The 21720-nt window shown below is 69.9% G+C and carries 23 protein-coding genes; 7 read left to right on the top strand and 16 right to left on the bottom strand.

The genetic code is table 11. The features are described from left to right. Positions 1–11 precede the first annotated feature (11 nt). The 12 genes from ACIA5G_RS41045 to ACIA5G_RS40990 all read right to left on the bottom strand — a co-directional run bounded on the left by ACIA5G_RS41045 (position 12) and on the right by ACIA5G_RS40990 (position 12977). Positions 12–1733 (bottom strand): S8 family serine peptidase, encoded by a 1722-nt coding sequence (locus ACIA5G_RS41045; protein WP_395933453.1) that lies wholly within the window; start codon positions 1731–1733, stop codon positions 12–14. Positions 1734–1806: 73 nt separating this feature from the next. Next, complete coding sequence (locus ACIA5G_RS41040; protein WP_395933451.1) at positions 1807–2805, bottom strand: ABC transporter ATP-binding protein; 999 nt, start codon at positions 2803–2805, stop codon at positions 1807–1809. Beyond that, the gene (locus ACIA5G_RS41035) at positions 2798–3796 is read right to left on the bottom strand and encodes an ABC transporter ATP-binding protein (RefSeq protein ID WP_395933449.1); all 999 of its coding nucleotides are present in this window, start codon (positions 3794–3796) and stop codon (positions 2798–2800) included. The genes ACIA5G_RS41040 and ACIA5G_RS41035 overlap by 8 nt, the downstream gene beginning before the upstream one ends. A 5-nt stretch (positions 3797–3801) precedes the next feature. Beyond that, positions 3802–4755 carry an ABC transporter permease gene (locus ACIA5G_RS41030; protein ID WP_395933447.1) on the bottom strand — a complete coding sequence of 318 codons (954 nt, stop codon included), beginning with the start codon at positions 4753–4755 and terminating at the stop codon, positions 3802–3804. Next, entirely contained in the window at positions 4748–5677 is a 930-nt protein-coding gene (locus ACIA5G_RS41025; protein ID WP_395933445.1) for an ABC transporter permease, read from the bottom strand. The genes ACIA5G_RS41030 and ACIA5G_RS41025 overlap by 8 nt, the downstream gene beginning before the upstream one ends. Before the next feature lie 91 nt (positions 5678–5768). Beyond that, on the bottom strand, positions 5769–7394 hold the full coding sequence (locus ACIA5G_RS41020; protein ID WP_395933443.1) for an ABC transporter substrate-binding protein: 1626 nt from the start codon (positions 7392–7394) through the stop codon (positions 5769–5771). Positions 7395–7676: 282 nt separating this feature from the next. After that, positions 7677–8630 (bottom strand): exopolyphosphatase, encoded by a 954-nt coding sequence (locus ACIA5G_RS41015; RefSeq protein WP_395933441.1) that lies wholly within the window; start codon positions 8628–8630, stop codon positions 7677–7679. Between the two features lie 10 nt (positions 8631–8640). After that, positions 8641–9813: a lytic transglycosylase domain-containing protein gene (locus ACIA5G_RS41010; RefSeq protein ID WP_395933439.1), complete on the bottom strand. Its 1173-nt coding sequence runs from the start codon at positions 9811–9813 to the stop codon at positions 8641–8643. Between the two features lie 148 nt (positions 9814–9961). Then, the gene (locus tag ACIA5G_RS41005) at positions 9962–10471 is read right to left on the bottom strand and encodes a DUF501 domain-containing protein (protein ID WP_395933437.1); all 510 of its coding nucleotides are present in this window, start codon (positions 10469–10471) and stop codon (positions 9962–9964) included. Positions 10472–10590: 119 nt separating this feature from the next. After that, positions 10591–10953: a septum formation initiator family protein gene (locus tag ACIA5G_RS41000; protein WP_395933809.1), complete on the bottom strand. Its 363-nt coding sequence runs from the start codon at positions 10951–10953 to the stop codon at positions 10591–10593. Between the two features lie 197 nt (positions 10954–11150). Beyond that, positions 11151–12437 (bottom strand): phosphopyruvate hydratase, encoded by a 1287-nt coding sequence (gene eno, locus ACIA5G_RS40995; protein WP_360686931.1) that lies wholly within the window; start codon positions 12435–12437, stop codon positions 11151–11153. 93 nt (positions 12438–12530) lie between these two features. Beyond that, entirely contained in the window at positions 12531–12977 is a 447-nt protein-coding gene (locus tag ACIA5G_RS40990; protein WP_395933434.1) for a VOC family protein, read from the bottom strand. A 72-nt stretch (positions 12978–13049) separates the two neighbouring features. Here ACIA5G_RS40990 and ACIA5G_RS40985 point away from each other — a divergent pair, with 72 nt between their 5' ends. Further along, positions 13050–13469: a tetratricopeptide repeat protein gene (locus ACIA5G_RS40985; RefSeq protein WP_395933432.1), complete on the top strand. Its 420-nt coding sequence runs from the start codon at positions 13050–13052 to the stop codon at positions 13467–13469. 237 nt (positions 13470–13706) lie between these two features. On the opposite strand, the gene ACIA5G_RS40980 is transcribed toward ACIA5G_RS40985, so the two are convergent. Next, positions 13707–14453, bottom strand: coding sequence for a murein transglycosylase (locus ACIA5G_RS40980; RefSeq protein WP_395933807.1), 747 nt, complete (start codon positions 14451–14453; stop codon positions 13707–13709). Positions 14454–14822: 369 nt separating this feature from the next. On the opposite strand from ACIA5G_RS40980, the gene efeU reads away from it, so the two are divergent. From efeU to ACIA5G_RS40950, 6 genes are read left to right on the top strand one after another with little or no spacing between them, the layout of a single operon-like run. Beyond that, a complete protein-coding gene (gene efeU, locus ACIA5G_RS40975; protein ID WP_395933430.1) occupies positions 14823–15668 on the top strand; it encodes an iron uptake transporter permease EfeU in 846 nt (281 codons plus the stop codon). Next, on the top strand, positions 15665–16819 hold the full coding sequence (efeO, locus tag ACIA5G_RS40970) for an iron uptake system protein EfeO (protein WP_395933428.1): 1155 nt from the start codon (positions 15665–15667) through the stop codon (positions 16817–16819). Before efeU ends, efeO begins: the two co-directional genes overlap by 4 nt. Next, positions 16816–18072, top strand: a complete 1257-nt coding sequence (gene efeB, locus ACIA5G_RS40965; protein ID WP_395933426.1) for an iron uptake transporter deferrochelatase/peroxidase subunit — start codon at positions 16816–16818, stop codon at positions 18070–18072. The genes efeO and efeB overlap by 4 nt, the downstream gene beginning before the upstream one ends. Positions 18073–18132: 60 nt before the next feature. After that, on the top strand, positions 18133–18702 hold the full coding sequence (locus tag ACIA5G_RS40960; RefSeq protein ID WP_395933424.1) for a TetR/AcrR family transcriptional regulator: 570 nt from the start codon (positions 18133–18135) through the stop codon (positions 18700–18702). Beyond that, positions 18699–19838: a GDSL-type esterase/lipase family protein gene (locus ACIA5G_RS40955; protein ID WP_395933805.1), complete on the top strand. Its 1140-nt coding sequence runs from the start codon at positions 18699–18701 to the stop codon at positions 19836–19838. The genes ACIA5G_RS40960 and ACIA5G_RS40955 overlap by 4 nt, the downstream gene beginning before the upstream one ends. A gap of 33 nt (positions 19839–19871) precedes the next feature. Then, a complete protein-coding gene (locus ACIA5G_RS40950; RefSeq protein WP_395933422.1) occupies positions 19872–20282 on the top strand; it encodes a PPOX class F420-dependent oxidoreductase in 411 nt (136 codons plus the stop codon). 56 nt (positions 20283–20338) lie between these two features. On the opposite strand, the gene ACIA5G_RS40945 is transcribed toward ACIA5G_RS40950, so the two are convergent. The 3 genes from ACIA5G_RS40945 to ACIA5G_RS40935 form a co-directional block, all read right to left on the bottom strand. Further along, positions 20339–20743, bottom strand: a complete 405-nt coding sequence (locus ACIA5G_RS40945) for a hypothetical protein (protein WP_395933420.1) — start codon at positions 20741–20743, stop codon at positions 20339–20341. A gap of 111 nt (positions 20744–20854) precedes the next feature. Further along, a complete protein-coding gene (locus ACIA5G_RS40940) occupies positions 20855–21373 on the bottom strand; it encodes an ArsR/SmtB family transcription factor (protein WP_395933418.1) in 519 nt (172 codons plus the stop codon). Positions 21374–21583: 210 nt separating this feature from the next. Then, positions 21584–21709 carry a hypothetical protein gene (locus ACIA5G_RS40935; RefSeq protein ID WP_395933416.1) on the bottom strand — a complete coding sequence of 42 codons (126 nt, stop codon included), beginning with the start codon at positions 21707–21709 and terminating at the stop codon, positions 21584–21586. Positions 21710–21720: the final 11 nt, after the last annotated feature.

The following is a 21720-nucleotide window of genomic DNA, read 5'->3' as shown; positions in this document are numbered from 1 at the left end:
CGCAAGTTCCTTTACTTCAGGTACTGCGCCCCGCGCGTCACGGCCGCGTAGGCGTCGACCGCGCCGTTGCCGTAGAAGCCGTTGAACGACGGGTCACCCTGGCAGGTCGCGGTGAACTCCGGCCCGCGGCCCTCGTCCGCGTAGTCGACCGTCCGCGGCACCGGGCAGGCGATGTCCGTCGCGGTGCCCTCGAGCACCCGCTGGACCTTGTCCGGGTCCAGGCCGAAACCGGCACCCGACTTCTTGCCGTACTGGGAGACGATCAGCGCCGAGACGCCGGTCGCGTGCGGCGTCGCCATCGACGTGCCCTGCAGCCACTGGTAGTAGCCGACCCGGCCGTCGGCCGCGGTCGCCTTCTGGACACCCAGCGCAACACCCTCCGGCGTCACGTTGCCCGCCGCGTCGATGTTGCCTTCGGCGACACCCACGTTCTTCGGGTAGGTCGAGAGGATCTCGTTCTCGACCGTGCGGAACCACGGCGTGCCGAAGCCGTCGCGGAAGTAGCCGCCCGGCGCGGAAACCGAGATCTGCTCGGTGCCGTAGTTCGAGTAGTCCGCCTTCGCCTGCGACGGCCCGAACGCGCTGACGCCGATCGTGTGGTTGCCTTCGACCGGCAGGCTCAGGCAGCTGGCGTTGTCGACCTGACGCGGGTGCGTCGTGTTGGCCGGGTAGTCCGGGCTGGTGGTGTCCGGCTGCGGCGCACCGAGGTCGGTGTGCTGGTTGCCCAGCGCGACCACCATCGTGACGCCCTTGCGGTGCGCGTAGTTCAGCGCGCGCTGGGTCGCCTCGATGATCGTGCGCTGCTCGGCCTGCTCCGCGGCGGAGTCGGCCGGGTTCGCGGCACAGTTGTACAGCCACGGGTCGGTGTAGAACGACATGTTGACCACGTCGATGCCGGCGTCACCGGCGTAGGTCAGCGCGTCGACGGTCGGCTGCAGGAAGAAGTACCCCGAGTCCTGGCCGGCCCGGATGTTCACCAGCGAAACGTTCGGCGCGACACCGGAGACGCCGAAGCCGTTGGCCGCGGCGGCGATGGTGCCGGCGACGTGCGTGCCGTGGCCGCCGTCGTCGTGGTTGGCCGGGTCGACGCAGCCGCGGAACTCACACGGGCCGTCGACCTCGACGCCGTTGACGTCGAACGGGATGTCCTTGGTGAAGTTGCGCGAGTCGGCCGCGTCGAAGTTCGGCGCGATGTCGGGGTGCGTGCCGTCGATGCCGGTGTCGATGACGCCGACCTTGACCTGCTTGCTGCCCGGCTGCTTGGTGCGCGAAAGGTCCGAACGGACGGACTTGAGGCCCCAGAGCTGGTCGTCCAGCGGGTCCATCCCGACGGCCTTCTTCGCGGCGGCGTTCCCCTTGGCCGTGCCGCGGCCTTCCTTCTCCACGTTGTTGTTCTTGGTCTTCTTGCCGTTCTTCGGCACCGAACCGATGACCTGCGCCTTGGCCGCGCCGAACACGGCCCGGTTCGTCGAGACGCGCTCGGTGAACCCGGAGGCCGGTGCGCTGGCCTTGATCAGGCCGACCGCGGTGTTGGTCTCCAGGACCGTGCCACCCGCATCGCGGATCGCCTTCTGCGCGCTCGCGACGCTCTGGGCGTCCTTGGCGAGCACGGTGAACTCGGTCGCCGGGCCGGACAGCGCGGGCTGCGCCGACGCGGCCGGGACCGCGCCGGCCGAGAGCGCCCCGAACAACGGGACGGCCAGGGCCGCGGCGAGAAGCCTGGGTCTCTTCACGATTCTCCTCCTCGGGAAAGCGGTTCCTGCACCGTATAGATCGGACATTGTGGTTACAACGGCCAAACGTACGTTACGGAACAACCGACTTCTGCTCCGCGAAGTGACAAGCTGACAAGTGGCCGTCCGTCCGCGGCACCAGCTCCGGCACCTCCGCAGCGCAGATGTCCTGCGCTTTCCAGCACCGGGTGCGGAACCGGCAGCCGGACGGGGGATCCAGGGGACTCGGGACGTCACCCTCGAGCCGGATGATCTGCCGCTGCCCGCGCACGGCCGGATCCGCCACCGGCACCGCGGAAAGCAGCGCCTGGGTGTACGGGTGGGACGGTCGTTCGTAGATCTCCTCGTCGGTGCCGATCTCGACGATCTTGCCGAGGTACATCACCGCGACCCGGTTGGACAGGTGCCGCACCACCGAAAGGTCGTGCGCGATGAACACGTACGACAGGCCGAACTCGTCCTGCAGGTCACCGAGCAGGTTCATCACCTGCGCCTGGATCGAGACGTCCAAGGCGGACACCGGCTCGTCGCAGATGATCACCTTGGGCCGCAGGGCGAGCGCCCGCGCGATGCCGATGCGCTGGCGCTGCCCGCCGGAGAACTGGTGCGGGTAGCGGTTGAGGTGCTCGGGGTTGAGGCCGACCACCTCCAGCAGCTCCTGCACCTTCTTGGCACGCGAGCCCTTCGGCGCGACGTCGGAGTGGATTTCGAACGGCTCGCCGACGATGTCGCCGACGGTCATCCGCGGGTTGAGCGAGGTGTACGGGTCCTGCAGCACGATCTGGATCTCGCGCCGCAGCTTGCGCAGCTCGTTGCCGCGCAGCGAAAAGATGTCGCGGCCCTCGAACTTCGCGCTGCCGCCGGTCGGCTCCTCCAGGCGCATCAGCACCTGGGCGAGGGTCGACTTGCCGCAGCCGGACTCGCCGACGACGCCGAGCGTCTCGCCGGGCATCAAGTCGAACGAGACACCGTCGACCGCCTTGACCTGGCCGATCGTGCGCTTGAACAGGATGCCGGTGCGGACCGGGAAGTACTTCTTCAGGTCGGTGACCGAAAGAATGGGGTCAGGCACGGGTGTTCACCACCACTTCTTCGGCGAAGTGGCACGCGCTGGTCCGGCCGAAGCCGATCGCGTGCGGCGGCGGGACTTCCTCGGAACAGCGAGCTTCGGCGCGTTTGCACCGCGGGTGGAACGCGCAGCCCGGCGGGATGTCGAGCAGGCTCGGCGGCAGGCCCTTGATGGTTTCCAGCGTCTGTCCTTTGAGGTCGAGCCGGGGCAGGGAGTCCATCAGCGCCGCGGTGTACGGATGAGCCGGTGCACGGAACAGCTCGGTGACGTCGGCCTGCTCGACGATCCGGCCCGCGTACATCACCGCGATCCGGTCGGCGACCTCGGCGACGACGGCCAGGTCGTGGGTGATGAGCACCAGGCCCATCTTGCGTTCCTCCTGTATTTCCCGCAGGAGGTCCATGATCTGGGCCTGCACGGTGACGTCGAGCGCGGTGGTCGGCTCGTCGGCGATGAGCAGGTCCGGGTCCAGCGCGAGCGACATCGCGATCATCGCGCGCTGGCGCATGCCGCCGGAGAACTGGTGCGGGTAGTCCTTGACCCGCCGGTCCGCGGCCGGGATGCGCACGATGTCGAGCAGTTCGATCGCACGCTTGCGGGCGTCCTTCTTGGACATCCCGAGCCGCACCGTCAGCTGTTCCTCGATCTGGAAGCCGACGGTGAAGACCGGGTTCAGCGCGGACAGCGCGTCCTGGAAGATCATCGCGATCTCGCTGCCGCGCACCTCGCGGCGCCGTTCGTCGGACGCCGTCAGCAGGTCTTCGCCGCGCCAGCGCACGGCGCCGCCGGTGATCACGCCGGGCGGCATGTCGAGGATGCCCATCACGGTCTGCGCGGTGACGCTCTTGCCGGAGCCGGACTCGCCGAGCACCGCCAGCGTCTCCCCGGCGTGCACCGAGTAGCCGACGCCGTTGAGCACGTTGGCGACGCCGTCGGCGGTCCGGAACTCGACGTGCAGGTCCTCGACCTCGAGGAGAAGTTCGTTGTCGGACAAGGGAGCTACCTCGACTTCGGATCGAGCGCGTCGCGGATGCCGTCACCCAGCATCACGAAGGCCAGCACGGTCAGGGTGACGAAGGCGCCGGGGAACAGCAGCATGTGCGGGTCGGCGCGGAAGTAGTCCCGCGAGTCGCTGATCATCACGCCCCACGAGATCACCGGCGCGCGCACCCCGATGCCCAGGTAGGCCAGCGTCGCTTCGGCGCCGATGAACGCGCCGAGCGCGATGGTGGCGTACACCAGCACCGGCGCGATCGTGTTGGGCAGCAGGTGCCGGAAGATGATCCGCGGGGTGCTCGCGCCGAGGCCGCGTGCGGCCTTGACGTAGTCGAGCTGCTTGGCCACCAGCGTCGCCGACCGCATGATGCGCATGGCCACCGGCCAGCTCAGCACCGCGATCGAGCAGACCACCTGGACGATGATCGTCACCGCGCCCGGGTTCGAGCCGGGTGCGTTGAACGTGGTCAGGATGACGATCGCGCCGAGCACGAACGGGAGGCCGGCGAAGATGTCACCGAAGCGCGACAGCAGGCTGTCGATGAACCGGCCGTAGTAACCGGCGAAGATGCCGACCAGCGAGCCGAAGAGGACGGTCAGCAGCGTCGAGAACACGCCGACCAGCAGGGACGCGCGGGTGCCGTAGATCGTGCGGGCGTAGACGTCGGCGCCCTGGTTGTCGTAGCCGAACCAGGCGTCCCCGGACGGGCCCTCGTTGGCGTGCGTGAGATCGCTGAAACCGGCGTCGCGCGAGCTGAACAGCCCGGGCGCGATCGCGATGAGCACGATCACCAGGATGATCACCGCCGAGGCAACCACCGCGGGCTTGCGCCGCAGCTGGCGCCACGCGTCACCCCACAGGCTGCGGGGTTTCTGCGGGCCGGTGCCGGAGTCGTCGACGCGGGACAGCTGAGCCGCGTCGGCCCCGCCGCCGCCCACCAGGTTCGGGTCAGTCATAGCGGATCCTCGGGTCGAGAACGGCGTAGAGCAGGTCCACGATCAGGCTCATCAGCAGGTACACCAGCACGAGCAGGACGACCACGCCGACGACGGTCGCGCTCTCCCGGTTCTGGATGCCGCGGAAGATGAGCCCGCCCAGGCCGTTGATGTTGAACACGCCTTCGGTCACGATGGCGCCGCCCATCAGCGCGCCCAGGTCGGTGCCCAGGAAGGTGAGCACCGGGATCACCGAGTTGCGGAGCAGGTGGACACCGACGACCCGGCTGTTCGGCTGGCCCTTCGCGATCGCCGTGCGCACGTAGTCGGCCCGGCGGTTTTCGGCGATGCTCGTTCTCGACAGCCTCGCGACGTAGGCCATGGACAGGCTGCCGAGCGCGATGCCGGGCACGATCAGCTCGCCGACGCTGGGGTTGTCGGACACGCTCGCCTCGATCAGGCCGAGGCCGTTGCTGCCCAGCGCGAGCTGCAGCACGATCGCGGTGACGAACACCGGCAGCGAGATCAGGAACGTGGTCGAGACCAGGACCAGGTTGTCGAGGAAACCCTTGCCGCGCAGGCCGGTCAGCACGCCGGCGGTGAGCCCGATGAGGGCCTCGATGACCACCGCGATCACGGCCAGGCGCAGCGTGATCGGATACGACGTGCCGATCAGCTCGCCGACCGACGTGCCGTTGAACGTCTCGCCCCAGTCACCGGTGAACAGGCTCCCGAGGTACTTGAAGTACTGCACGAAGATGTTGTCGTCCAGGTTGAACTTCTCGGTCATCTGGGCGATGTAGGCCTGCGGGCAGGCGGCCTGCCCGCACTTGCCGGAGAACGGGTCGCCGGGCACGGCCCAGACGAGGACGTAGATGAGGAAGGTGGTGCCGAAGAACACCGGGATCAGCTGGAGCAGCCGTCGCAGGACGTAGCGGATCATGACGAGTTCCTAGTGCGCGCCGGGCGCCGTGGGCGGGAAGGTGCTCCCGCCCACGACGCCGTGGTGGTGGTTGCGGCAGATCAGCGCGGCACTACTTCTTCAGGACCTCGATGGCCGGGTAGTCCGGCATGCGCCGGAAGTCCAGGGCCGCGGACTTGAGGTTCTTCGACTTCGCCGCGACACCCTTCTCGTCCCACACCGGGATCGACGGCAGGTCCTTGGCGACCAGGTCCTCGGCCTGCTGGTAGAGCTTGACCGCGGCGTCCTTGTCGGCGGTGGCGTCCGCCTGCGCCAGGATCGCGTCGACCTGCGGGTTGGAGTAGCTGGAGTCGTTCGAGGACCCGCCGGTCTTGTAGATCGGGTTGAGGAAGTCCTCGATGGACGGGTAGTCCGCCGACCAGTCGGAGCGGCCCATGCCGGTCAGCTTCTTGCCGGTCACGATGCTGCGCCACTGGCCGAAGTCGGTCGCGGGCACGAAGTCGCACTCGACACCGAGGGTGTTCTTGATGCTGTTGCACGCCGCGGTCAGCGGTTCCTTGCGACCGCCGTCCGCGTTGGACGCGATGGTCAGCTTGCCCTTGAAGCCCGACTTGGCGAAGGCTTCCTTGGCCGCCGCCGGGTCGAACTTGCAGAACTGGCAGACGCCGGAGCGGGCGCCGGTGATGCCCTGGGCGACGTACCCGTCCAGCGGGACGTAGGTGTCGTTCATGACCGTCTTGGTGATCTGCGCCCGGTCGATCGACATCGAGATGGCCTTGCGCAGCTCGAGGTTGTCGTAACCCGGCACGTAGTACGGCACCGAGATGGTGCTGACCCCGAGCAGGGCGCCGGTGACCAGCCGGTCACCGAGGTCGGCCTTGTACTTGCCGCCCGCGACCGCCGACGGCGGCAGTGCCTCCATGAAGTCGAGCCGCCCGCTCAGCAGGTCCTGGTAGGCGGTCTCCTGGCTGGCGTAGATCTTGATGTCGAGGTTCTTGAAGTGGACCTTGTCGTCACCCTTGTAGTCGTCGTTGCGGGTGAGCTTGATGTCCTGGTTCGGCGTCCGCGAGACGAACTTCAGCGGGCCGTTGCCGATCGGGTGCTGCTCGAAGGCCTTGGGGTCCTTGAAGAAGGAGTCCGGCAGCGGCGCGAACGCCTGGTAGCCGACCTTGATGTCGAACACCGAGAACGGCCCGCTCAGCGTCACCTGGAACTCGTAGTCGCTCTTCTGGACCAGGCCGGACATCTTGTCGGTGGCCGGCTTGGCGTTCTCGTCCTCGGGGTGGACGTCCTTGTACCCCTGGATGTTCGAGAAGAAGTCCGTGTTGAGCTGGCCGTTCGGGCCGTAGGCGCCGTAGTTCCAGGCGTCGATGAAGTTGTGCGCCTTCACCTCGGTGCCGTCGTGGAACTTCCAGCCCTGCTTGATCTTGATGTCGTAGACCTTGGAGTCGGTCGTGGTGATCGACTCGGCCATCAGGTTGAACGGCTTCGCGTCCGCGCCCTTGAAGCCGACCAGAGTGGCGAAGAGCGGTTGGATCGCCTTCGTGCCGCCGAGGTCGTTGATGTTGGTCGGGACCAGTGCGTTCTGCGGTTCGGTGCCGTAGACGCTGACCGTGCCGTCCGGGTCCGTCTCGCCGGCGCCCGCGGAGCTGCCTGATCCGCCGCCGCACGCGGCGAGCACGAGCGCCAGCGAAGTCATCACCACCGTGGGTCCCCAGAGCCTGCGCGAACGACGCATGATCCCCTCCATCTCCGTCTGTCCGAAAGGTGAGACGCACGCTATCGGGGGCGATGAAGCTGATCACAGGACTGCGGTGTTGCAAATGTGTGACGACCGTCAGGACCACCTGGTTGGAGCACAACAAAGGTAGGAAAACGGATACTCCGGACGGCCTAGCGCGGACAGGTGGTCATCGGGCGCTCACCCTCGGTTTCCCTTGTGGCACAAGCTTTTTCGGGCGCGCGAAAGACCGGCGCGGCCACTTTTGGCCGGTTCCGGACAGTGGCCGGGCGCGCGGGCTCAGGCGAGCGAAAGGGCGATCCCGTCGAGGATGTCGTGCTCGCTGATCACCAGCTCGGTCGGCCCGCCGCGGGCGGCGAGCTGCTCGGCGAGGGTCTGGACCACCACCGCACCACCGCCGATCACGTCGACCCGGCCGGGGTGGATCACCGGGTTCGCGGCGCGCGTGGCGTGGTCGGCGTGCAGCAGCTCCGAGGCGAGCCGGTCGATGTCCGCCGGGCCCAGCTTGGACAGGTGGACGCGCTCGCTGTCGTACTCCGGGAGGCCGAGCGCGATCGCCGAGAGCGTGGTCACCGTGCCGGCGACACCCACCCAGGTCTTCGCGCGCGAGACGTCGACGACGTCGAACGCCTCGGCCAGGACCTTGCCGGCCAGGTCGCGGGCGGCGGCGACCTCTTCGGCGGTCGGCGGGTCGCTCTTCAGCGCGCGCTCGGTGATCCGGACGCACCCGATGTCGACCGACTTCGCGGCGAGCACCTCGGCCTTGCGGCCGTCCCAGGTGCCGAGGACGAGCTCGGTCGAGCCGCCGCCGACGTCGACCACGACGAACGGGCCGTCGTCCGGGTCCTGCTCCCCGACGGCGCCGGTGAAGCTGAGCCGGGCTTCCTCGTCCCCGCTGATCACCTCGGCCTCGACCCCGAGGGTCTCGCGGGTCATGCGGAAGAAGTCGTCGCGGTTCTTCGCGTCGCGCGTGGCGGAGGTGGCGACCATGCGCACCTTCTCGGCGCCCTTGCGGCGGGCGGCGACCGTGTAGTCGGCGAGGGCGGCCCTCGTGCGTTCGAGCGCCTCGGGGGCCAGCTCGCCGGTGGCGTCGACACCCTGGCCGAGCCGGACGATCCGCATCTCGCGGTGCAGGTCACGCAGGTCGACCGTGCCGTCGTGGCGCGGTGTCAGCTCGGCGACGAGCAGGCGGATGGAGTTGGTCCCACAGTCGATCGCGGCAACACGAGGCATGCCGATCACCCTAGCTGGCGGGTGTTGCCGCAGTGGTGGTCGTGGTGGTCGTCGTAACCGTCGAGGTGACGGTCTGCCCGCACGTCGGCGGCGGCGGAGTCGTCGCCGGGGGCGGCGTGGTCGTCTCGCCGGTCGTCGACGGGGACGGCGACGGCGTGGTCGTTGTCGACGTTTCGGTCGTCGTGGTGACCGTGGTTGTCGGCGGCTTGGTGCACGAAGGCGGCGTAGTGCTCGTCGTCGGCGGCTTCGAGGTGCCAGTGGTCGGCGGCGGGCTGGTCGGCGTCGTCGTCGGGACCGGCGGGGGCGGGATCGCCGGCGGGGCCGGCGCCAGCGCCGCGTTCGGCGCGCCGATCGGGACCGTGCTGTCCGGCACCTGCATGATCCCGTTGCGGTAGGCCTCGGCCCACAGGACCACAGTGTTCACGTAGGTGTCGGAGTTGTTGTAGCGGTAGATCGCGCCGCGCAGCTGGTCCGGGTTCGAGAGGTCGAAGCCGCCGGAGCAGAGGTAGCGGCCGGTGGCCAGGGCCGCGTCGAAGATGTTGTTGGGGTCGGACTTGCCGTCGCCGTTGCCGTCGGAGGCGTACCCGCGCCAGGTCGCCGGGATGAACTGGGTCGGGCCGACCGCGCGGTCCCACACCGGGTCCGTGTCGAGCTCGCCGTGGTCGGTGTCCGGGATCGCGGCGAACGCGCCCTGGCCGTTGAGCTCCGGGCCGAGGATCGGCTCGCGGGTGGTGCCCGCCGCGTCGACGTAACCGCCGCGGGCGTGGTTGGACTCGATGCGGCCGATGCTGGCGATCAGGGCCCAGTCGATGTGGCAGGCCGGCTGCTCGCGGCCGAGGACGTCGGCGGCGTTCTTGTACGCGGCGAGCGCGGTGGCCGGGATGCCGAGGGGGCCGTCGGGGAGTTCGTAGGCCGGGAGCGGCAGCGGGCTGGGGGCGCCGGGGAGGGTGCCGTCGACGGCGATCTGCTGGAGGGCGGCGTTGCCGGGGTCGTACCCCTGGCTGAGCGCGGCGTCGCGGGTGTGGTCACCGGTCCCGCCGAGCCAGCCGAGGGTGCCACCGCCGACGACCAGCGCCGGAACCACCGCGAAGATGCCGGTGATCAGCGGGTACGCGGTGCGGTGGCGGATCCCGAATCTTCGGGTGTAGCTCCCGACTGCGTCAGGCAGTCGCCGCACACGCATAACTCGAAGCCCTCCTGGCCGGTCGTCACACCCTCGGGTGACAGCCTGCCGTACCCGGGGCGCGGTTTCACCCCTTCGGGAGTCGGGATCTTCCCGGACCGGGGTTTTCGCTCACCCAGCCCAGTTATCTGTTTACGGCCCGCGTTCGTTACTCGGCACAGTCTCCCGTGGGCCACCCGTTCGCCTTAAGGAGCACGAGGGTCTCGTCACCGAACGGATTTACCCCCGGACCGACCGCGAGCGAGTGGGCCACGTGCACGTGCAGGCACTTGACGCGGCCGGGCATGCCCCCGGCGGTGACCTGGTGGCCGAGCGGCTCGATGGCGTCGCGCTCGGCGAGGTAGGTCTCGTGGGTGCGCTGGTACTGGGCGGCGAGCTCGGGATCGGTGGTGAGCCGCTCCGTCATCTCTTTCATGATCCCGGACGCCTCGATCGTGCCGATCATCGAGTTCAGCTTCGGGCACGTCAGGTAGTAGAGGGTCGGGAACGGCGTGCCGTTCTCCAGCCGCGGGCTGGTCTGCACCACGGAAGGGTGCCCGCTCGGGCACCGCGCGGCCACGGCCCGCAGCGCCCGCGGCGGCCGTCCGAGCTGCTCCGCGATGATCTCGCGGTCGGCGTCGGTGACGGGCTCGAACCGGTGCTGCTGCGTGCTGTTCACGCGCACCAGGCTAATGCGTGCGCCAGAGCGCCCCAATGTGGCCTTCGGTGCGTCACACGCACCCAAGGCGGCCTTCGGTGCGTCAGACGCAACCAAGGCCGCCTTGGGGCGCTCGGGGCTCAGCCGCCGGAAACCTGGTTCCAGAGGTTCTCGTACCAGGAGCCGTTCGCGACCTGCTGCTGTCCCGGCTGCGGCGCCGCGTCCGGCGCCTTGTCCTCGGGCAGCTGGACGATGTACGGCGTCTCGCCCGGCTTGACGTACCGCAGCCGCCGCCGGGCTTCGGCCTCGATCTGCGCGGGGTCGCTCAGCTCCGCCTTGCGGCCCTGGAGCTGAGCGACCTCCTGCTGCAGCTGTGCCTGCTGCGACTGCTGTTCGCGGACCTCGGTCCGCTGGGAGAGGTACGTGCGCAGGGGCACGGCGATGGTGAACGCCAGCGCGCACACCACGATCGCCACCACCGCCGCGCGGCGGGTGGTGGACATGCCGAGCACCTTCGCCGCGCCCGACGCGCGCTTCGCCGCCAGGCCCCGGCGCAACCGGGCCCTGGTCGTCTCCGCGTCGGCGGTGCGGCGCCGCGCCGCTTCGGGACGACGGGCCGGCGCGGGCCGGCTGGCCCGTGCCGCCCCGCCGCCACCGCCGCGGCGGTTGCGCGTCGTCCTCCCCCGGTCCGCCATCCGGCTCAGCCCTCGGCGCTGAACCGCGGGAAGGCCAGCTCGCCGGCGTACCGGGCGGCGTCACCGAGGGTCTCTTCGATGCGCAGCAGCTGGTTGTACTTGGCGATCCGCTCGCCGCGGGCCGGGGCGCCGGTCTTGATCTGGCCGACGCCGGTGGCGACCGCCAGGTCCGCGATGAACGTGTCCTCGGTCTCGCCGGAGCGGTGGCTCATCATCGACTTGTAGCCGAACGACGTGGCCAGCGAAATCGCGTCGAGCGTCTCGGACAGGGTGCCGATCTGGTTGACCTTCACCAGCAGCGCGTTCGCGGCGCGGCGGGTGATGCCCTCCTCGAGCCGGTCCGGGTTGGTGACGAACAGGTCGTCACCGACGATCTGGACCTTCTCGCCGATGTCGGCGGTCAGGGTGACCCAGCCGTCCCAGTCGTCCTCGCTCAGCGGGTCCTCGATGGAGACCATCGGGTAGTCGCGGATCAGTTCGGCGTAGTAGGCCGACATCTGCTCGGCGCTCTTCTTGCTGCCCTCGAAGGTGTACGCGCCGTCGGCGAAGAACTCCGTCGCGGCGACGTCCAGCGCGAGCGCGACGTCACGGCCCGGGGCGTAGCCGGCCTTCTCGATGGCCTGCAGGATCAGGTCGAGCGCCTCGCGGTTGTTCGCCAGGTTCGGCGCGAAGCCGCCTTCGTCGCCCAGACCGGTCGAAAGGCCGCGGCCCTTCAGCACCGACTTCAGCGAGTGGTAGACCTCGGCGCCCCAGCGCAGGGCCTCGCGGAAGGTCTCCGCGCCGATCGGCGCGATCATGAACTCCTGGACGTCGACGTTGCTGTCCGCGTGCGAACCGCCGTTGAGGATGTTCAGCATCGGGACCGGCAGCACGTGCGCGTTCGGGCCGCCCAGGTAGCGGAACAGCTCCAGCTCGGCCGACTCGGCGGCGGCCTTCGCGACGGCCAGCGAGACGCCGAGGATGGCGTTCGCGCCGAGGCGGGACTTCGCCGGCGTGCCGTCGAGGTCGACCAGCTTCTGGTCCACGATCCGCTGGTCGACGGCTTCGATGCCGACCATCTCCGGGCCGATCTCGTCGAGCACCGCGGCGACCGCGCGCTCGACGCCCTTGCCGTTGTAGCGGCCGGTGTCGCCGTCTCGCAGCTCGACGGCTTCGTGTTCGCCGGTGGACGCACCCGACGGGACCGCGGCCCGCGCCAGGGTTCCGTCGTCGAGGGCCACCTCCACCTCGACGGTCGGGTTGCCACGCGAGTCCAGAATCTCGCGCGCGCCTACCTGCTCGATGAGAGCCACGCCATGCTCCTCGGTGCGTCGTGCCTGCGGTTTCGCGCCCAGCCTAGCCGTCGCCGCGGTTCACCCGTTGGAGGCACGGCCGGTAGCCGCTGGTCAGTCCCCCGCGCGGATCGCCTGCCAGCCGGGCGGCAGCTCGACGGTTTCGGACGTCTGCTGCCAGAACGTCCAGCTGTTGCCGCCGAGGTCGGCGACGGTGAACACCCGGGCGCCGTAGGGCTGGTCCTGCGGCGGGTCCAGCTCGGCTTCGTCACCGAGCGCGACGGCGATCCGCTCGTAGTCGTCGTCCACGTCGTCGACGTAGAGGATGTTGAGCTGGCCGACCGGGCCGTCGACCCCCTTGGCCTGCCAGTAGTCCGGGCCGACACCCGCGATCTGGATCCGCGCGTCGCCGGCGCGCAGCGTCGCCTGGAAGACCTCGCCCGCGGCGTCGCAGAACCGGACCTCCTCGGTGAACCCGAAGACCCTGGTCAGCCAGGCGAGCGCCGCCGTGGCGTCGGCGTAGTAGAGGTAGGGCGCCAGGCCCCGGTACCCGCTGCTCATGGCGGAACAGTCCATCACGTCCCGATCGGAGGCGTGTGCCAGCCCCTCCTCCGGGGTAACGTGGGAGTGACCATGACGGACGCCGCAGCTGCTTCGCAGCCTCCCGAGGAGTCGCGGTTTCATGCCTTCCGCCAGGCGGAAGAACTGGTCGGCCGCCGTCGTCCGCTCGAAGCGCTGAAGGCGCTGCAGCCCCTCTTGGAATCGGAAACGGACAAGCCGTCGGTCCACCTGCTGGCCGGGCGCGCGTACTTCCACTCCGCCCAGCTGCGCCGGGCCGAACAGGCGTTGACGCGGGTGCTGGAGCTGGACCCGACCGATCACTACGCCCGGTTCGTCCTCGGCCGGACCCTGCAGCGGCTCGGCCGGTTCGTCGAGGCGCTGGCCCAGATGCGGATGGCGTCGGCGATGAACCCGGTGCCGGAGTACCTCGAAGCGATCAGCGAGGTCAAGGCGCACATCGCACTGCGCGAATCCCGACCCGGCGAAGCCTGACCCCTCGAGTCCCCGGCCAGGGCCGAACGGCCTGCCCGAGATCAGACTTTCGGCCGATCTCGCCGGGCCCCTCGGCCGATCCGCCGCACCCCCTCCCCGGGCGAAGCTGGTTCCAGACCGCAGGGGACTCAGGAGGGACCGAAATGTCGATCTTCGCCACGTTGGGTGCGTACGCCGGCTTGCTGCTGCTGGTGCTGATGGCCGTCACGCCGTACTTCGCCGACCGGGAGCACTGACTCAGGGCGCGACGCTCGCCTCCGCGTAGGCGTCCGCCGCGCTGAACACGTCCTGGCCGTACGGCACGGCCTGGTTGTAGAACAGGATCGAGCGCCACCAGCCGGCCGGGGTGCCGAGGTCGTCGCTGCCCGAACACAGGTAGCGCGCCGCCGTGAAGGCCGCGTCGTCGATGTTCTGGGGGTCGGGCGTGCCGCCGTCGCCGTTGGCGCGCTCCTGGTACTTCTTCCACGTCGAGGGCTGGAACTGCATCGGCCCGATCAAGTGGTCCCACGACTTGTCGCCGTCGAGCTTGCCGCCGTCGGAGTCGTGCACCGCCGGGACGCCGGGTGAGCCGTCCAGCGGCGGGCCGACGACCGGCTTCACGAGGCGGCCGTCCGCGCCGATCGCCGAGAGGTCGAACTCGCCGCGCTCGGTCTCGACGCGGCCGATGCCGGCGAGCGTCGCCCAGGAGAGGTGACACGTCGCCTTCTGGCGCTGCATCCACATTTCCGCCCGGCCGTACGCGGCGAGCACGCGCGCCGGGATGTGCGTCTTGTCCGCGACGCGGGTCGCCCACGCGTCCAGTTCGGCCTGGTCGGACACCTGCGGCCGGTCGACCGGCGCGGCGAGCCCGGCGCGCGGCGACTCCGCGCCCGGCTGCGGGCGCTGTTCCGGGATGGCCAGCGCCGGTTGCACGGGCGGGGGCGCGGTCGGCGCGTCCGGGTTCCGGACACCGATGGTGAGGACCAGGACCACGCCGGTGAGCACCAGCGCCACCGCGAGGGCCGCCCGGCCGAGATAGCGCCGTGGTGGACCGCCCGAGGGCGGAGTTTCCGGAGGCGTGACGGTCGGCTGAGCGGTATCGGCCACCCGAACAGGTTACGGAGCCACTCAAGGGGTCCCCCAGCCGCCTGACCAGGCAAGCGGAGGGTAAACCGAGGTCCGGTGACGGCGAAGTCACAGATTTTGTTATCGAGTCGACGCGCAGAGCGCTGACCTGCGGTTACCCTAACCTAACTTCGTTCCCCTGTCCTTTTTGCCCGTTTCCGCTGTCCGGAGCGGCTTTCGCTCGCTGGACTTACAGGTGAGCCTTACCTAAAAACTTCACTGACCCACTAGAAACCAGGAGGCGGGAACGTGGTGTTTTCGAGTGCGCTGATCGGGCTGCGCGAAGGCCTCGAGGCCGCGCTGGTCGTCAGCATCCTCGTCGCGTTCCTCGTCAAGACCGAGCGGCGCCACGCGCTGCGCTGGGTGTGGCCGGGTGTCGGCGCCGCGGTGCTGCTGTCGATCGCCGTCGGGGCGGTCCTCACCTACACGACCGCGCAGCTGTCGTTCGAGCACCAGGAGCTGCTCGGCGGGAGCCTGTCGATCATCGCGGTCGTGTTCGTGACGGCGATGATCTTCTGGATGCGCAAGGCTTCGAAGAGCATCGCCGCCGAGCTGCGCGGCAAGATGGACGACGCGCTGGACGTCGGCCCGATGGCCGTGCTGCTGCTGTCGTTCCTCGCGGTCGGGCGCGAAGGCCTCGAAACCGCGGTGTTCTTCTACTCCACCGTCCAGGCCGCGCAGTCGGACACCGTGCAGCCGCTGATCGGCTTCGCCGCCGGCATCGCCGTGGCCGTGGTGCTGGCCTGGCTGCTCTACAAGGGCGCCGTCCGGTTCAACCTGGCGAAGTTCTTCACGATCACCGGGGTCCTGCTGGTGTTCGTCGCCGCCGGCGTGCTCGGTTACGGCCTGCACGACCTGCAGGAGGCCGCCTTCCTGCCCGGCATCAGCACGCTGGCTTTCGACGCTTCGAACGTCCTGCCGGAGACGTCCTGGTACGGCGCGCTGCTGAAGGGGATCTTCAACTACTCGCAGCAGACGACCGTGCTGCAGGCCATCGCCTGGGTCGCCTACGTCGCCGTCGTGCTGCCCCTTTTCCTCAAGCCCAGCAAGAAGACCGCGCCGGCGCCCGCCGTCGCGGCCGCCTCGAAGGAGTGACCGTGCGCAAGTCCCCCAGAACCCCGCTGGCCGTGCTGGCCGGCGCCGCCGCCCTGGTGACGCTGGCCGCGTGCGACAGCTCGGGCGGCAACGGCACCGGGAACGCCGCCGCCGGCGGTCCGATCAAGGTCGAGGCGTCCGACACCGCGTGCACCGTCTCGGCGAACACCGCCGCCGCGGGTAACGTGACCTTCGAGATCACCAACAAGGGCACCAAGGTCACCGAGTTCTACCTCTACGCCGAGGGTGACCGGATCATGGGCGAGGTCGAGAACATCGCGCCCGGGCTCAACCGGCGGCTGATCGTCGAGGCTTCCGACGCGGGCAAGTACCAGACGGCGTGCAAGCCGGGCATGGCCGGCAACGGCATCCGCGGCGACTTCACGATCACCGGTGGCGCGCCGAAGCAGACCGACGCCAACGCCCAGAAGGCGCAGGCCACCAAGAACTACGCCGACTACGTCGCCAACAACACCGCCGCGCTCGAGGAGGAGACGGCCAAGTTCGTCGGCCTCGTGAAGGCGGGCAAGGCCGACGAGGCGAAGGCCGCGTACGCGCGCACTCGCATCTACTACGAGCGCATCGAGCCGGTGGCCGAGAAGTTCGGCGACCTCGACCCGGCCATCGACGTCCGCGAGGCCGACCTGGAGCCGGGCCAGCAGTTCACCGGCTTCCACCGCCTCGAGAAGGACCTGTACGTCTCCGGTCTGCAGGCCGACAGCCCGCAGATCGCGGACAAACTGCTGACCGACGTCAAGGACCTGGTCGCGAAGTCGAAGGCGCTCCAGCTGACCGCGCTCGACCTGGCCAACGGCGCGAAGGGCCTGCTCGACGAGGTCGCGACCGGCAAGATCACCGGCGAGGAGGAGACCTTCTCGCACACCGACCTGTGGGACTTCCAGGCCAACCTCGACGGCTCGAAGGGCGCGATCACCTCGCTGCGCCCGCTGCTGCAGGAGCGCGACGCCGCCCTGGTGTCCACTTTGGACAAGGAGTTCACGAACGTCCAGGGCCTGCTGGACAAGACCCGCGCCGGTGACGGCTTCAAGCTGTACACCGAGCTCTCCCAGGACCAGATCAAGGAGTTCGCCTCGGCCGTCGACGCCCTGAGCGAGCCGCTGAGCAAGGTTGCGGAGGTCGTGTCCAAGTGACCGAAGACGGCACCCGGGTCTCCCGCCGGAAGCTCTTCGGCCTGGCGGGAGCGGGTGTCGCGCTCGCCGGAGCCGGGGCCGCGGCGGGCATCGGGATCGACAAGGCGACCGGCGGCAGCGCCGAGGCGTCGGTGACGACCGTGGACTTCCACGGCGAGCACCAGGCCGGGATCGTCACGCCGACCCAGGCGAACCTGCACTTCGCGGCCCTCGACGTCACGACGAAGGACCGCGAGAAGCTGCGGCAGCTGCTGAAGACGTGGACCTCCGCGGCCCGCCGGATGACGGCGGGCCAGGAGGTCGTCGACGGCGGCGCGGTCGGCAGCGGCGAGTTCGCCCCGCCCGGCGACACCGGCGAGGCCCTCGACCTGCCCGCGTCCCAGCTGACGCTGACGATCGGCTTCGGGCCGTCGTTGTTCGACGACCGCTTCGGTCTCGCGGCCAAGCGACCGGCGCAGCTGATCGACCTCCCGCTGTTCCCGAAGGACAAGCTCGACCCGGCCCGCAGCGGCGGCGACCTGTGCATCCAGGCGTGCGCGAACGACCCGCAGGTGGCGGTGCACGCGGTCCGCAACCTGGTGCGGCTCGGCTTCGGTGTCACCGAGGTCCGCTGGTCGCAGCTCGGGTTCGGCCGCAGCTCGTCGACGTCGCGGGCGCAGCAGACACCGCGGAACCTGTTCGGCTTCAAGGACGGCACGAACAACATCAAGTCCGAGGACACCGACTTCCTGCGCGACCAGGTGTGGACCCAGGCCGGCGACGGCCAGGCCTGGATGGCCGGCGGCAGTTACCTGGTGGCGCGCCGGATCCGGATGCACATCGAGACGTGGGACCGCGAAACCCTCGACGGCCAGAAGCAGATCGTCGGCCGCACGAAGGGTGTCGGCGCCCCGCTCGGCCAGCAGAACGAGTTCGACGAGCTGGACCTCGACGTCGGCGGCGCGGGCGGCGAGAAAGTGATCGCCGAGGACGCCCACGTCCGGCTGGCGTCGCACCAGGCGCTCAACGGCGTCCGCATCCTGCGCCGCGGTTACAACTTCGTCGACGGCTCCGACGGTGTCGGCCACCTCGAGGCGGGGCTGTTCTTCCTGGCGTTCAACCGGGACACGCGCGCGCAGTACGTCCCGATGCAGCAGGCGCTGTCCTCGAAGGACGCGATGATGGAGTACGTCCAGCACACGGGGTCGGCGCACTTCGCGGTGCCGCCGGGTGTGTCGCCGACCGGCTACTGGGGCGAGGGCCTCTTCTCCTAGCCGTTTGCCTAAAGCCTTTAGGTTGATCTACCATGGCTTTAGGCAAACGGAAGAGGAGCTATGGTTCGAGCTGGGTTGACCACGGAACGCCTGGTGCGTGCCGGGGCGGAGCTGGCCGACGAGATCGGCTTCGACCAGGTGACACCGTCGGAGCTGGCGCGGCGCTTCGACGTCAAGGTCGCCAGCCTGTATTCGCACGTCAAGAACGCCCACGACCTGCGCACGAAGATCGCACTGCGCGCGTTGGAGGAGCTTGCCGACCGGGCCGCCGCCGCGCTCGCGGGGCGCGCCGGGCGGGATGCGCTCGTCGCCTTCGCCGGCGTCTACCGCGACTACGCCCGCGAGCACCCCGGCCGCTACGCCGCCGCGCAGCTGCGGCTCGACCCGGAGACCGCCGCCGCGAGCGCCGGTGTCCGGCATGCGCAGATGATGCGCGCGATCCTGCGGGGTTACGACCTGGCCGGGCCGGACGAGACGCACGCCGTCCGGCTGCTCGGCAGCTTCTTCCACGGGTTCGTCGCGCTCGAAGCGCAAGGCGGGTTCGACCACAGCTCACCCGCCGCGCCCGAGAGCTGGGCCCGGCTCCTCGACGTCCTCGATTCCCTTCTCCACGATTGGCCACGACCTTGATCAGCACCCCGATGACCGCCGGCCTCGTGCGCGGCGCCCTCGAACTCGAATCCACCGGACGCGGCTTGGCGCCGCACCGACTGCCCGCCCGCGCCCGGGCCCAGAACACCGACCCGCGGCTGGCCATGGCCGAGGCGCAGCCCGCCGGTGTCCGCCTGCGGTTCCGGACCCGCGCGCGTGTCGTCGAACTGGAGACGCTGCCGACAAAACTGGTCTACGCGGGCGCGCCGCCGCGGCCGGACGGCGTTTACGACCTGCTCGTCGACGGCAAGCTCACCGCGCAGGCGAGCATCACCGGCGGCGACACCGTGACGGTCGACATGGCGACCGGTGCGTCTTCGCACCGCGAGGGCACCACCGGCGTCGTCCGGTTCGCGGACCTGCCCGGGCACCTGAAGGACGTCGAGATCTGGTTGCCGCACAACGAGATGACCACGCTGGTCGGATTGCGCACGGACGAGCCCGTCGAGCCCGCGCCGGCCCGCGAACGCGTCTGGCTGCACCACGGCAGCTCGATCAGCCACGGCTCGAACGCGGCGAGCCCGTCGGGAACCTGGCCCGCGCTGGCCGCTGTCTCTGCCGGCGTCGACCTGATCAACCTGGGCTTCAGCGGCAACGCCCTGCTCGACCCGTTCACCGCCCGCGCGTTGCGGGACACTCCCGCCGACCTGATCAGCGTCAAGATCGGCATCAACGTCGTCAACGCGGACCTGATGCGCCTGCGCGCGTTCGGCCCGGCGGTGCACGGGTTCCTCGACACGATCCGCGAGGGCCACCCGTCGGCGCCGCTCTTGGTGGTGTCGCCGATCCTCTGCCCGATCCACGAGCGGACCCCCGGCCCCGGCGACTTCGACCACGAGGCGCTCGCCTCGGGTGAGGTGCGGTTCCGCGCCACCGGCGACCCCGCCGAGGTCGCGGCCGGGAAGCTGACCCTGGAGGTGATCCGCGACGAGCTGGCCCGCGTCGTTTCGCAGCGGCAGGACCCGAACCTGCACTACCTGGACGGCCGCGAGCTGTACGGCGCCGCTGATTTTGCCGAGTTCCCGCTGCCGGACGCACTGCACCCGGACGCGGCGGCCCACCGCCGGATCGGCGACCGGTTCGTCGAACACGCCTTCGGCGGCCCGTTCGCTTGACTTCAAGCTCCCTTGAAGTTGAAAGCTGGGAGCATGTTCACCGAAGCAGAGCTCGCGTACCTCGACGCCCAGCCGCTGGGCCGGCTGGCGACCCGGCAGCCGAACGGAACCCTGCAGGTCAACCCGGTCGGCTTCCGGTACAACCCGGACGAGAAGACCATCGACGTCACCGGCCACAACCTGCGCGGCAGCAAGAAGTTCCGCAACCTGGCGACCGACGACCAGGTCGCGTTCGTCGTCGACGACCTGCCCTCCATGAACCCGTGGCGGGTGCGGTGCCTGGAGATCCGCGGCCGCGCCGAGGCGCTGACCGAGGTCAACCTCCCGGACAACCACTTCGACGACGCCGTGATCCGGATCCACCCCGCGCGGATCCTCGCGTTCGGGGTGGAGGACTGGGACCGGGAGCCGCTGGAGCTGGAGACGAACATCCGCGACGTCTGAGGTCCTTCGGCGAGGCCACCACGGGACCCTGGGCGTTCCCGTGGCGGCCCGCCGGGTCACTCGGCCACGCACCCGCTCCGCGTGCAGCCACGCTGGCCGAGCTTGTGGTTGAACTCGTCGTAGAAGCTGATGTGGATGAGCTGCACACCACCGACCTTGTTGATGGTCAGCAGGTGGTAGAACGGGTGGTCCTTCCCGGGGTTGGCCCCGTAACACGCGACCTCGGTCGTGCTGGTGCCGTTCACACCCCAGACGCAGGTCTCGCGGTATCCGCTGACCGCGTGGACATTGCCGTCGACGGAGGCCGAACGCCCGTCGGTCCACGAGATGGTGCCCGCCGTCACGCTCGCGCCGTACTCGATCCGCCACGCCGTCGTCGTCGCCGCGTCGGCGACGCCCGTCGCGCCGAACATCGCCGCCGCGACCGCGCCCATGGCGACCAAAGACCTGATGACCCGCATGAAAGTTTCTCCCCACTCCCGGCACCCTGCCGGCCCGCGGTGACCCTAACCGCGGGTTCCCCCGGGTGGTCCGGGGTTTCGCCCATGCCGAAATGGCTCCACTGTGGACGATCAGCCCAGCATGCGCCGGCCCCGTCCGGTGAGGCCGTGACGCACGGAACGCCCGGTCCGCCGCGTGGCGACCAGCCCGGCCGCACGAAGGGCGGCGGCGCACTGGGAGGCCCGCGACGGACTGATCCGCGCCGCCCCCGCCAGCTCGGCCGTCGACCGTTCGCCGTCCCCGAGGAGCCGGAGGATCTCCGCCCGGGTGCGGCCCAGCACCTCGCCCAGCGCGGAGTCCGGCCGTGCGCTCGCCGGGGCGACAACCGGGCAGTAGAGCACCGGCTGAGCGGCCCCGGAAACGAACCGAAGCCGGCGCGCGGCGGCGTCGACGAGCAGCCCACGGCCACCGAGCCGGACGGTGCCGTCCGGAAGGTCCCGGATCTCCAGCACGGGCGCCTGCCACCGGATCCGCGGGTGCAGCGCGTTCAGCAGGTCGCCGAGCCCCGCCCGCACCCAGGCAAGCTGGTCACCGACCGCGGCGAACCGGGTGCGAGCGAGGTCTTCGACGTCGAAAAGCACACGTAACATGGCTTCCTCCGGTCCGGCCGCCGCCGCGGTGCGGGGCGGTCACCCCCTTCACGCCGGGCCGCGGGTTCCGGTTGAGCCGAGCCGGGAACCATGCGCGAACGTGGCGGCCGCCCCAGGCCGTAGCCGCCGCGGTGCCCTGGGTTGCGCCCCAATGTGGCGTTGGTTGCGTTGGACGCACCGAACGCCACATTGGGGTGCTCGGCCCGAACATCAAACAACTTGCGACGCGCGACACTGGTCGCGGCCGCCCAGGCCGTAGCGGCCGCGGTGCCCGGGGCGGCCGGCACCACCGCCGTCCAGGCTGCCGCCGCGGTGCCCGGCGGTCCCCTCCTCCATGCCGTGCCGCA

It is taken from the genome of Amycolatopsis sp. NPDC051758, assembly GCF_044453095.1.
Classification (GTDB): Bacteria; Actinomycetota; Actinomycetes; order Mycobacteriales; family Pseudonocardiaceae; genus Amycolatopsis.
This window is presented reverse-complemented; position numbering and strand designations above follow the sequence as displayed.

Excerpts from the sequence above, each read along its gene's own strand:
- ACIA5G_RS40940 (WP_395933418.1), bottom strand. The coding sequence starts at position 21,373 with ATGTTACGTGTGCTTTTCGACGTCGAAGACCTCGCTCGCACCCGGTTC.
- ACIA5G_RS41025 (WP_395933445.1), bottom strand. The coding sequence starts at position 5,677 with ATGATCCGCTACGTCCTGCGACGGCTGCTCCAGCTGATCCCGGTGTTC.
- ACIA5G_RS41010 (WP_395933439.1), bottom strand. The coding sequence starts at position 9,813 with ATGCGTGTGCGGCGACTGCCTGACGCAGTCGGGAGCTACACCCGAAGA.
- ACIA5G_RS41015 (WP_395933441.1), bottom strand. The coding sequence starts at position 8,630 with ATGCCTCGTGTTGCCGCGATCGACTGTGGGACCAACTCCATCCGCCTG.
- ACIA5G_RS41020 (WP_395933443.1), bottom strand. The coding sequence starts at position 7,394 with ATGCGTCGTTCGCGCAGGCTCTGGGGACCCACGGTGGTGATGACTTCG.
- ACIA5G_RS40945 (WP_395933420.1), bottom strand. The coding sequence starts at position 20,743 with ATGCGGGTCATCAGGTCTTTGGTCGCCATGGGCGCGGTCGCGGCGGCG.
- ACIA5G_RS40935 (WP_395933416.1), bottom strand. The coding sequence starts at position 21,709 with ATGGAGGAGGGGACCGCCGGGCACCGCGGCGGCAGCCTGGACGGCGGT.
- ACIA5G_RS40985 (WP_395933432.1), top strand. The coding sequence starts at position 13,050 with ATGACGGACGCCGCAGCTGCTTCGCAGCCTCCCGAGGAGTCGCGGTTT.
- ACIA5G_RS41000 (WP_395933809.1), bottom strand. The coding sequence starts at position 10,953 with ATGTCCACCACCCGCCGCGCGGCGGTGGTGGCGATCGTGGTGTGCGCG.
- ACIA5G_RS41030 (WP_395933447.1), bottom strand. The coding sequence starts at position 4,755 with ATGACTGACCCGAACCTGGTGGGCGGCGGCGGGGCCGACGCGGCTCAG.
- ACIA5G_RS40990 (WP_395933434.1), bottom strand. The coding sequence starts at position 12,977 with ATGAGCAGCGGGTACCGGGGCCTGGCGCCCTACCTCTACTACGCCGAC.
- ACIA5G_RS40960 (WP_395933424.1), top strand. The coding sequence starts at position 18,133 with ATGGTTCGAGCTGGGTTGACCACGGAACGCCTGGTGCGTGCCGGGGCG.
- ACIA5G_RS40950 (WP_395933422.1), top strand. The coding sequence starts at position 19,872 with ATGTTCACCGAAGCAGAGCTCGCGTACCTCGACGCCCAGCCGCTGGGC.